This window comes from Paenibacillus sp. Root444D2, from assembly GCF_001426375.1.
Taxonomy (GTDB): domain Bacteria; phylum Bacillota; class Bacilli; order Paenibacillales; family NBRC-103111; genus Paenibacillus_E.
Map to the genome: position 1 here is coordinate 1 of NZ_LMEO01000040.1, position 10,057 is coordinate 10,057.

Annotated in this window: 9 protein-coding genes; 8 read left to right on the forward strand and 1 reads right to left on the reverse strand. The window is 44.2% G+C overall.

Going from position 1 to position 10,057, the window contains the following annotated elements:
* Window positions 1-1,042: 1,042 nt before the first annotated feature.
* The 8 genes from ASD40_RS21655 to ASD40_RS21690 all read left to right on the forward strand — a co-directional run bounded on the left by ASD40_RS21655 (window position 1,043) and on the right by ASD40_RS21690 (window position 9,886).
* Window positions 1,043-2,029, forward strand: a complete 987-nt coding sequence (locus tag ASD40_RS21655; protein ID WP_057305246.1) for a Gfo/Idh/MocA family protein — start codon at window positions 1,043-1,045, stop codon at window positions 2,027-2,029.
* 200 nt (window positions 2,030-2,229) lie between these two features.
* Window positions 2,230-3,285: an ABC transporter substrate-binding protein gene (locus ASD40_RS21660; RefSeq protein WP_082562362.1), complete on the forward strand. Its 1,056-nt coding sequence runs from the start codon at window positions 2,230-2,232 to the stop codon at window positions 3,283-3,285.
* A 70-nt stretch (window positions 3,286-3,355) separates the two neighbouring features.
* Window positions 3,356-4,270, forward strand: coding sequence for an ABC transporter permease (locus tag ASD40_RS21665; RefSeq protein ID WP_057305247.1), 915 nt, complete (start codon window positions 3,356-3,358; stop codon window positions 4,268-4,270).
* A complete protein-coding gene (locus ASD40_RS21670) occupies window positions 4,270-5,064 on the forward strand; it encodes an ABC transporter ATP-binding protein (protein ID WP_057305248.1) in 795 nt (264 codons plus the stop codon). The genes ASD40_RS21665 and ASD40_RS21670 overlap by 1 nt, the downstream gene beginning before the upstream one ends.
* 565 nt (window positions 5,065-5,629) lie before the next feature.
* Window positions 5,630-6,634, forward strand: a complete 1,005-nt coding sequence (locus ASD40_RS21675; protein WP_057305249.1) for an asparaginase — start codon at window positions 5,630-5,632, stop codon at window positions 6,632-6,634.
* A gap of 90 nt (window positions 6,635-6,724) precedes the next feature.
* The gene (locus ASD40_RS21680) at window positions 6,725-8,074 is read left to right on the forward strand and encodes an ABC transporter substrate-binding protein (RefSeq protein ID WP_057305250.1); all 1,350 of its coding nucleotides are present in this window, start codon (window positions 6,725-6,727) and stop codon (window positions 8,072-8,074) included.
* A 79-nt stretch (window positions 8,075-8,153) separates the two neighbouring features.
* Window positions 8,154-9,047: a carbohydrate ABC transporter permease gene (locus ASD40_RS21685; protein WP_057305251.1), complete on the forward strand. Its 894-nt coding sequence runs from the start codon at window positions 8,154-8,156 to the stop codon at window positions 9,045-9,047.
* Between the two features lie 239 nt (window positions 9,048-9,286).
* Window positions 9,287-9,886, forward strand: coding sequence for a carbohydrate ABC transporter permease (locus tag ASD40_RS21690; RefSeq protein WP_268795920.1), 600 nt, complete (start codon window positions 9,287-9,289; stop codon window positions 9,884-9,886).
* Here the strand turns inward: ASD40_RS21690 and ASD40_RS38795 are convergent.
* A partial coding sequence (locus tag ASD40_RS38795) for a hypothetical protein (RefSeq protein ID WP_235549340.1) occupies window positions 9,876-10,057 on the reverse strand: 182 nt, incomplete at its 5' end. The genes ASD40_RS21690 and ASD40_RS38795 overlap by 11 nt on opposite strands.

A 10,057-nucleotide genomic window follows, 5' to 3' on the forward strand; every position in this document is an offset into this window, starting at 1 on the left:
AGTTAAAGAAAAATGAAGTAAAGCCGTTTAAACTCGCAATTTAATAAGTAATCTGTTGCTTTAGTCGACTAGTGTCCAGTATTAGGGGGTTAGACCGAATTTGAGCTGTAAACTCAGTTTTCTAAGTAAATTTGATCGATTTGTTGCACGAAATACAACATTAATCCGATTTTCCAGATTTTACGCGCCGATTGTTGTATGAAATGCAACATCTCACTAATTTGCCCGATTGAATCTCTGATTGGTGTGTGAAATGAAGCCTGTTGAATGACTTACTTTTGGAAGCAGGGGAGGGTTAAGTTGTTCGTTAGTAGACCATCCATACTGGCTTCAATGATTCATACGATATAACAGATCGAATACGCTATAAGATAACTTATCACTTTGGATGAATAGTGAAATTTCCCTGATCGTAAAATTATGCTCAGAATCAACATGGCCAGTCTGTTCGCTGAGGGGGAGAACTGTTTGCAGAATATTTAATAGCATATAAGAATTTCAATGAGGTCGTCTCGTTTCGGATGTTTGTAGGGGTACAAACACATTACCGAATGAGCGGCCTTTTTTTGTACCATTTTTTTGGTTAATCGACAGGCTTGTGAGTATGGATGTGGATAGTGTTGTATTTTCTACAACAATTCCCACCCTCAATAGCTATTTTGCAAGCTGATGTTGCAGTTTGTACAACAATTCTGACCCATTTGAGGCAAAAACGCCTGTATGGGGTCCCAATTGTTGCAGGTTTTACAACATTGAAGCGAGAGAGGCTGGATTTGGGCAGCAATTGTTGTATTTTCTGCAACTCCATTACACTGAGAGTAAGGAGTCCTAATTTATTCGTCTGTTCACAATAAAAGGAGAGAAGGTTCAAGCTTTAAGATTTTCTCTCTTAAGAGAGGCAATTTTATATTCATCTTCCCTCGCCATTGTTTCTAACTGCTTTGCTGCATTTATAAAAAAGGTCACAAGGAGGAGACGGTCTCATGTCGAATATGTAGGATAAAATCTTGTATCACTGTGACCTATTAGGAGGTTTGGATAAGTGGATAAGGTGCGATGGGGTATTATTGGTTGTGGGGATGTGACTGAGGTCAAGAGCGGGCCGGCCTTACAAAAGGCGGAGGGTTCTGAGCTTGTCGCTGTGATGCGAAGAAATGGAGCGCTAGCAGAAGATTACGCCAAAAGGCATGGAGTTGCTGCATGGTACGATGATGCGGAAGCGTTGGTCAACGATCCGGATGTCAATGCGATCTATGTCGCGACACCTCCAGGTTATCATCGGGAATATGCCCTGCTGGCAGCACGGGCGGGGAAGCCTGTCTATGTGGAAAAGCCGATGGCGAGGAATCATGCGGAATGTTTGGAAATGATAGCTGCTTGCGAAGAAGCAAAGGTACCTTTATTCGTGGCCTATTATCGCAGAGGCTTGCCGAAATTTGTTGAGATCAAAAGATTGCTTGACAGCGGTATCCTTGGTGAGGTTCGATTTGTGCAGACGACTTTTCTCCAAACCTTGAGGGATGATGATGGACAGGAGCAGCCGTGGCGCATACGGCCGGAGCTTTCGGGAGGCGGTTTGTTCGTTGATTTGGCGAGTCATACGCTGGATGTTCTTGATTATTTACTTGGCCCAATTGGGGAAGTAAAAGGTTTTGCCAGAAATCAGTCGGGCAAGTATCAAGTCGAAGATATCGTGACAACGACCTATGCATTTGAGTCTGGTGTTATGGGTGCTGGGATTTGGAGCTTCAACTCGTTTAAGCGCAGTGACGTAACTGAAATTACGGGGAGTCTGGGCAAAATTGCGTTCTCGACGTTTAGCGATGATATTCGCTTGGAGATGGCAGATGGTCAGATCGAGGAGTACGCCATTCCGTATCCGGCTCATGTGCAACAGCCTCTTATTCAATCTGTGGTTGACGAGCTTCGGGGTATTGGCAAAAGTCCTAGTACCGGTCGGACTGCGGCGCGAACGAATCGGGTGATGGATGAATTGCTTCGTGACTTTTATGTTCAACAGCAGTCCTGAGCAATCTTCTCCAAATGTTAACAGAAAACATATAAATGCGGATAAAACAATTGACGGAAACCCAGTAGCCCTTTAAACTATGGTTAATTAATATGGAGCCTTGGGTATTTCATATCCTCAAACTTTGTCCCGCAAAAGCGTTAAAGTGGTGAGTGAGCAATGAGTCCAAGCGATAAATGGGAACTTAGAGAGGGGTAATTATGTTGAAAAAGAAAGCACTCGTATCATTCGCATTAACAGCAGCTCTTATGGTCGTAGCAGGTTGTGGGCAGAAGGCAGCTCCGGCTCCAGCAGCAAGCGCTGCGGCTTCAGCTACTCCGGCAGCAACAGCAGCCGCGCAAAAGTCTTATAAAGTCGCGATTTCACAAATTGTCGAACATCCGTCTCTGGATGCAACGCGTCAAGGTTTCCTTGCAGCTCTTAAAGATGGCGGTATCGTGGAAGGTACCAACTTGAAAGTCGATTTCAACAATGCGCAAGGCGATCAACCGAATAACTTATCCATTGCTCAAAAAATTGCTTCCGCCGACTACGATTTGGTACTTGGTATCGCAACACCATCTGCACAAGCTCTTGTACAGCAAGTGAAGAAGTCTCCAATTCTTTTCGCAGCTGTTACAGACCCGCTTGCAGCCAAAATCGTCAGCAATGTGGACAAGCCGGGCGGTAATGTTTCCGGAGCTTCAGACACGAACCCAATGGCTGTTGCGCAATTAATGGATTTCGTTGCTGCGAACATGCCTAAAGTGAAAACAGTTGGTCTTGTTATTAACGAAGGTGAGCCTAACGCTGTTATCATGGCCAAAAATGCAGAGCAAACCTTAACGAAACATGGTATTAAGCTCATTAAAGCGCCGGTTACTAATACGTCTGAGGTAAAACAAGCAGCGCAATCCCTCGTTGGCCGCGCGGATGCTTTCTTGATTACACTGGATAACACGGTCGTTAGCGGCGTGGATGGCATCATTCAAATCGCGAATGAAAAACACATTCCGTTCTTCTCCAGTGACCGTGATACCGTGGAAAAAGGTGCTTTTGCAACAGTTGGCTTCAAATACTATGATCATGGCTACCAAGTTGGCCAAATGGCTGTCGACATTCTCAAGAATGGTAAAAAACCAGCAGACATGAAAGTAACTGTTCCTGAAAAAATGGATCTGATCTTAAACCTGAAGGCAGCAAAAGCTCAAGGAATTGATGTAACAGACGCTATGAAAAATGCAGTAAAAGATAAAGAGAAAAACATCATTCAGTAAGGATTAAGACACAAAAGGGGTGAACGTCGCTTTCGTTCACCCCTTTTTTTCAAAGTAGGAGGTTATTCACATGATGGATTCAATGACTGGTGCCGTCGAGCTGGGTCTTCTCTATGCGTTGATGGCGCTTGGTGTTTATATCACGTTTCGCATTCTCGATTTCCCTGATCTTACGGTGGACGGGAGTTTTACAACAGGCGGCGCTGTTGCAGCTATCATGATTGCTCATGGCTATTCGCCGCTGCTAGCTTGTTTCGCTGCTTTTGCAGCCGGGCTTGTGGCTGGAGCTTGTACGGGACTGCTCCATACGAAAGGTAAAATTAATGGACTTTTATCAGGGATTCTTATGATGATTGCCTTGTATTCCATTAATATGCGCATTATGGGCAAGCCTAACATTTCACTTCTCAATGTCGATACGATATTCACTTCGGTGTCGCCGATTACGGTTGTGCTTATTATTGTCATCGTGTTCAAATTGCTGCTGGATGCGTTCCTGCATACTGATTTGGGACTTGCTCTGCGAGCAACCGGTGACAATGCGAGAATGATTCGCAGCTTTGGTGCGAATACGGACAATACTACGATTCTAGGCGTCAGTATATCGAACGGATTAGTTGCACTATCTGGAGCTCTCATCGCGCAGCAGTCGGGCTTTGCCGACATCTCGATGGGGATCGGGATGATCGTCATTGGACTAGCTTCCGTTATTATTGGGGAAGCGATTTTTGGCGCTCGGACGGTTTTTCAAGCGACACTGGCTGCTGTACTCGGTTCCATCGTGTACCGTATTGTTGTCGCATTGGCCCTGCGAGTCGAATGGCTAAAAGCATCCGACTTGAAGCTCATTACCGCGATTATTGTTATTATCGCGCTTGTTCTACCTTCCGTGCAGCGAGCCATTAAGCAAAAAGCAGCAGCGAAAAGGCGTTCGGCTGAGCTCATCGCCCTCGCTGTGAAAATGAACAAGGGAGGTGATCGTTAATGCTTCAGCTCTCGAATGTTTCTAAGCTATTTAACCCCGGTTCAGCGGATGAGAAAATCGCGCTAATCGGCATTAACTTGAACCTCAAGCCCGGTGACTTCGTCACGGTCATTGGCAGTAACGGCGCCGGTAAATCGACGCTGATGAACATCATCTCCGGCGTTATGACGCCGGATGCCGGCGAAGTCGCTATTAGCGGTGAGGTGATTCATCACCTGCCGGAATACGAGCGCAGCCGTTGGGTCGGCCGCGTCTTTCAAGACCCCATGGCGGGGACCGCTCCTCGAATGACGATCGAGGAGAATCTCGCCATGGCGTATGCCCGCGGCAAGAAGCGCGGGCTGAGCTTCGGCGTCACCGCGCGTAAGCGCGCGCTGTTCCTGGAACAGCTGCAGCGCCTCGGCATCGGCCTGGAGGGCCGTCTGCGCGCGAAGGTGGGCCTGCTCTCCGGCGGAGAGCGCCAAGCCCTCAGCTTGCTGATGGCGACGTTCACCAAGCCGCAGATTCTGCTGCTTGATGAGCACACCGCCGCGCTGGACCCATCGCGCGCGGAGCTCATTACACGATTGACCGAGGACATCGTGCGCGAAATGAAGCTGACCACCTTGATGGTCACGCACAACATGGAGCAGGCGATACGTCTCGGCAACCGCCTGATCATGATGGATAAAGGCCGCATCATCCTTGATGTGAGCGAGGAACGGAAGAAGGACCTCACCGTGGAGCAGCTGCTTGGTGAGTTCGAGCACATCAGCGGCAACAAGCTGTCGGATGACCGCGTGGTGCTGGGTTAAAACAGAAAGCCTGCTGCAAAAGGGAAGGATTCCTTTTGCAGAAGGCTTTTTTTGCCTCTGCACACGTATCAAGGGCGGTAAAACTTTTAAAGGACGAGCCTATAGAAGAGTCTGCTTCTCAGCCTGCTGTCGAGGCTCCAACTCTTACGGTAGCTCCTATCGTTCAAGCTGAGGAAGAAATTTGGCGGGAGTCTCGTTAGCGCCTGTATGTCGAAGCTCGGGCTCTTACTACCTGGAGATTAGAGTTAACTTAGTTGACATCATTTCATTTTGAAATTGTCACCTAATCTGTGAAATTTCACTACGAAAGCGTTACCTGTTAGTTTACTTAACAAAAAAACAAAAAATGTTTGACAACAGATAGGTGAGTTGTTAATATTTAATTATTAACATCACTGGAATAAATAAAAGAAGAAAAGAACATTTACATCATGCATTCAGTCATTTTTGTCTGGTAATATTATCGTTTCATTGTTTTATTTCGACAATTAATAACATCTGTGGAATAATTGGCCTCGCAACAACATTAGACCATGAAATTTTACGCAAAAGAGGGGAAGACGAAATGGATAAAACATTAGTTGAAGAGTATCGTGGAGGTGCTTTGGAATGCGTGCATAGCGGGCATATTTGCGGAGTCTCCATCTCGGGTGCTGTTAAGTACGCAGTAGGGGATGTAGAATCATTAACATATTTAAGGTCATCCGGAAAACCATTTCAAGCTATTCCTGTCATTAGGCATGGCGCGGATAGAAAGTTTGGCCTATCTGATAAAGAAACGGCAATTATGATCGGCTCCCATCGTGCGGAAACCTTCCATGTTGAAGCATTGGAATCCATGCTTACCAAGATTGGAGTGGGAGAGGAAGCGCTTGTCTGTCACCCCACTTACCCCTTAAGTGTGCCTGCTTCAGAAGCCATGCTTAGAGCACAGAAGCCTAAACGTTCGATTTATCATAATTGTTCTGGAAAGCATCTTGGCATTCTTGCTTTGTGCAAAACAATGGGATATCCGACTGAAGGCTACTTTGAACCTGATCATCCTGCTCAAGTCGAGATCGTAGACACCCTCGCTTACTTATCTGAATGTCCAAGAGAACAGATCCACATAGGTACAGACGGTTGCGGTTTTCCGGTGTTCGCTATTCCTCTTAAGCATTTAGCGACTGCCTTCATGAAGCTGGCCTGTCCAGAAGTGATTGAAGATCTTGAAATTCGATCCGCCGTCATCCGAATAACCGCTCTCATGAACGAGCATTATGAGATGATTGCTGGTTCAGAAAGAATCTGTTCCAGTTTACTTATGGATCCCAATATTGTCGCTAAGGGCGGTGCGAAAGGCGTGTACTGCTTTGGATTGAAAAAAGAAAAGCTAGGTTTCGCGCTTAAAGTGATGGATGGCTCTGAGGACGAGTGGCCTATCATTACGGCATCCATCCTTGAGCAGATTGGATATAGTAACCAAGAGACGATCGATCGTATGTATCAACTCACACCAACTGACATTACGAACGATAATCGTAAGGTTATCGGAACAAACAAAGCGGTTTTTACCTTAGAAATCATATAGATACCCAGGCTTAGTTACTAAATTATGTTGAGGAAACGATCTTCAGCAAGATTTTATAACATAGATCAAATTACAGGAGGGGTTATAAAAATGAAGAAAAAAGCTACGATTCTAGCCTTATGTACCAGTCTAGTACTTACTTTTGCTTTAGCAGGCTGCTCTACGAATGGCGGGCAGAATGAAGCGGCAAAAGCCACTGGAGCCGCAGGAGCCAAAGAAGCCACAGGCAAGAAAGCGAAAATCTCGTATCTCGATCCGCTGCCAAGCCCGGAAAGAACAGCGCTTATGCAGGGGCTTTTGAAGCAATTTCAAGAGAAAAACCCGAATATCGAAGTTGAATATACGTCTGTTCCTTGGGATGATGCGAATAAGAAATGGATGACCATGGGTGCAGCTGGCATTCTTCCTGACGTATTGAGTATTGATGATACTTCCTTAGTAGCTATGGCTTCTGCTGGTTATATCGAGAACCTGCAGCCCTTTTATGACAAATGGGATCAATTAAATAATTTGACGGAAGCAACCAAGCAGGCGAGAAACAAATTCAAAGGCAATGTCTATGCGATTCCAGATGGATTCTTGCTGCAGGGCTTATTTATAAGAAGCGATTGGTTTAAAGAACTGAATATGCCCGAGACCATCGCGACATGGGATGATTACTTTAATCTAGCGCAAAAATTCACAGACTCTGCGAAAAACAGATACGGTATTTCCTTCAGAGGAGGAGCCAATGGCGTTATTCGCGCAATGGAATATGTTATGGCGGCGGTTCACTCCGATAGTTGGTTTGATAAAGATGGTAAATCGATTTTGTATAAACCTGAAGGCGCTGCGGCCTTTAAGAAATTTTATGATGTTTACTTAAACGGAAATGCTCCTAAAGAGTCTGTCAACTGGGGCTTCAACGAAATGGTTCAAGGATTCTTAAACGGTCAAACGGCTATTTTAAATCAAACGCCTGAAGTTATTATTACAGCTCAGAAAAATATGAAAGAAGGCACATGGAATGTAGTTCCAATGCCTAAAGCCGATGACGGAAAACGTTACATTTTCTGGGGTTACACAGCGGCTTACGCCATGTCTTCCAAATCACAAAATAAAGAGGCTTCTTGGAAGTTGATCGAATTCTTAAGCTCTCCTGAGAACAACCTAGCGTACAGTATTAAAAATTCAACGATTCCTATTTACAAAGAAAACCTGAAAGATCCGTTCTTCAGCAAAGGTCCTATTGCTGGGTATGCAGGTTCCATGGCGGATTCCAACATTGTGTTTGCAGGCCCTCCGAGCCATTTAACGAAGCTTGGTCAATTCACGGGAACGTTCGCAGTAGAAGAAACGCAAAAATATTTGACAAAGGCGCAATCGCTCGAGGATACTGTTAAGCATCTTGCAGATTTTCTAACCAAAGAACAACAAGCTTATATGAAGGAAAATCCATAAAAAGAAGGCAGATAACCGGGGACACGAATGAATCCCCGGTTATCTATTCTAAAGTATTGAAAAGGCGGGGAGAGAAAGTATGCTAAAAGCAATTCGATGGAAATCATTCGAGCCTTATTTATTAATCACTCCTGCTGTTCTAATTATTCTAGCTTTTTTTGCTTATCCGTTACTATCAGGACTTAAGCTTGCTTTTATGCATTATGTCTTATTTGAACCGGGGGATATCCACTTTTCAGGTTTTGAAAATTTTAGATCTTTACTGGCCGATAAGAATCTCCCTCAAATATTAGGTAATTCTGTACTTTGGGTCATCCTAACGGTAGGTTTGCAATTCGTTCTTGGATTTATTTTGGCACTAGCGCTTAACAAACAATTTAAAGGGAAAAACATCTACCAATCTATTGTTTTTCTGCCTTGGGCCGTGTCTGCTTTTTTAATCGGAATGATTTTTAAATGGTTGTTTAATGAACAGAACGGGCTTATTAATTACTTATTGGTGAAACTCGGAATTCTGGAAAAAGGCATCCCCTTTTTGGCTATTCCACATGTCTCTATTTACCCAGTCATCGCTGCTATGGTTTGGTATGGAGTGCCTTTTTTCGGGATTATGATTCTTGCTGCTCTGCAAAACGTACCTAAAGACATCTATGAATCTGCTGATATTGACGGGGCAGGCCGAATGACCAAACTGTTTCGAGTTACGATTCCTTATATCAAACCGACGATTATTATTACATTGCTGCTCCGAGTGATTTGGGTATTCAATTCAGCCGATTTGATTTACATCATGACCAATGGGGGCCCAGCTAATACTTCTCATAACTTGCCTTCCTATATATTTAATAAAATCTTCTATACGACCGACTATGGGCAAGCCTCCGCATTGGGAATTATGATGCTAGCAATACTTATTCTTTATACGTTAATTTTCTTGAAAACGACTAAATATGATGATGCAGGTGATTTCTAATGGTCTCCTATGTTCGGAATGTAACCCCTACAGTTTCTCGAGTCATTGCGTTAACATTGTTCCTAATCGGTGCGTTGTTTCCATTTTATTGGATGCTAGTCACTTCTCTAAAGGATAGACAGGAAATTTATAGCGGGAAGCTAACGCTTTGGCCCAAAAATTTAACGTTTGCGAACTATATAGATACTTTTCAGAATTCTAGCTTTCCGCATTATTTTATGAACAGTTTTATAGTAAGTATGAGTAGTTCAATCTTGGTGTTGATTGTATCCATTCTTGGTGGCTATAGTATGGCCAGATATTCATTTCGAGGCAAGAAGCTATTTCTTATTTCCTTTTTGGCTACTCAAATGATTCCTGTGATGGTTATTTTAGTTCCTCTCTTCATTACATTCAGTCATTTGCACTTGTTAAATAAGCTGCCTTCGTTGATCATTACTTATACGGCCATGAACATTCCTTTTTGTTTACTGACGATGTCCAGTTTCTTTCAGAGAATTCCCGTATCTCTCGAGGAAGCGGCTCTAATTGACGGGTGTAACAAGTTTCAAACGATGATCAAAATTATTCTGCCCATTATGCGGCCGGGAATTGTTGCTACCCTTGTATTCGCATTTACAGGCGCGTGGAATGATTTGTTTTTCGGAGTTATGTTTACGAATAGCGAAAGCACCAAAACAGTCCCTGTAGGACTAAGCAGTTTTGTGCAAAAATTTGATATTAACTGGGGACAAATGAGCGCAGCGGGTATTTTATCCTTGATTCCGGTTGTAATTATGTTCGCTTTTGCCCAAAAATACATTGTTTCAGGTCTAACAGAGGGTGCAGTCAAAGGATAACGACTTCAATTGGTGAAGCGGAGAGACTTTGAGCTACGACGATCAAAGATCCCAAAGCGGAGAGACTTTGAGCTACGACGCTCAAAGATCCCAAAGCGGAGAGACTTTGAGCTACGACGCTCAAAGATCCCAAAGCGGAGAGACTTTGAGCTACGCTCAAAGATCCCAAAG

Excerpts from the sequence above, each read along its gene's own strand:
- ASD40_RS21660 (WP_082562362.1), top strand. The coding sequence starts at position 2,230 with ATGTTGAAAAAGAAAGCACTCGTATCATTCGCATTAACAGCAGCTCTT.
- ASD40_RS21675 (WP_057305249.1), top strand. The coding sequence starts at position 5,630 with ATGGATAAAACATTAGTTGAAGAGTATCGTGGAGGTGCTTTGGAATGC.
- ASD40_RS21685 (WP_057305251.1), top strand. The coding sequence starts at position 8,154 with ATGCTAAAAGCAATTCGATGGAAATCATTCGAGCCTTATTTATTAATC.
- ASD40_RS21680 (WP_057305250.1), top strand. The coding sequence starts at position 6,725 with ATGAAGAAAAAAGCTACGATTCTAGCCTTATGTACCAGTCTAGTACTT.
- ASD40_RS21670 (WP_057305248.1), top strand. The coding sequence starts at position 4,270 with ATGCTTCAGCTCTCGAATGTTTCTAAGCTATTTAACCCCGGTTCAGCG.
- ASD40_RS21690 (WP_268795920.1), top strand. The coding sequence starts at position 9,287 with ATGAGTAGTTCAATCTTGGTGTTGATTGTATCCATTCTTGGTGGCTAT.
- ASD40_RS21665 (WP_057305247.1), top strand. The coding sequence starts at position 3,356 with ATGATGGATTCAATGACTGGTGCCGTCGAGCTGGGTCTTCTCTATGCG.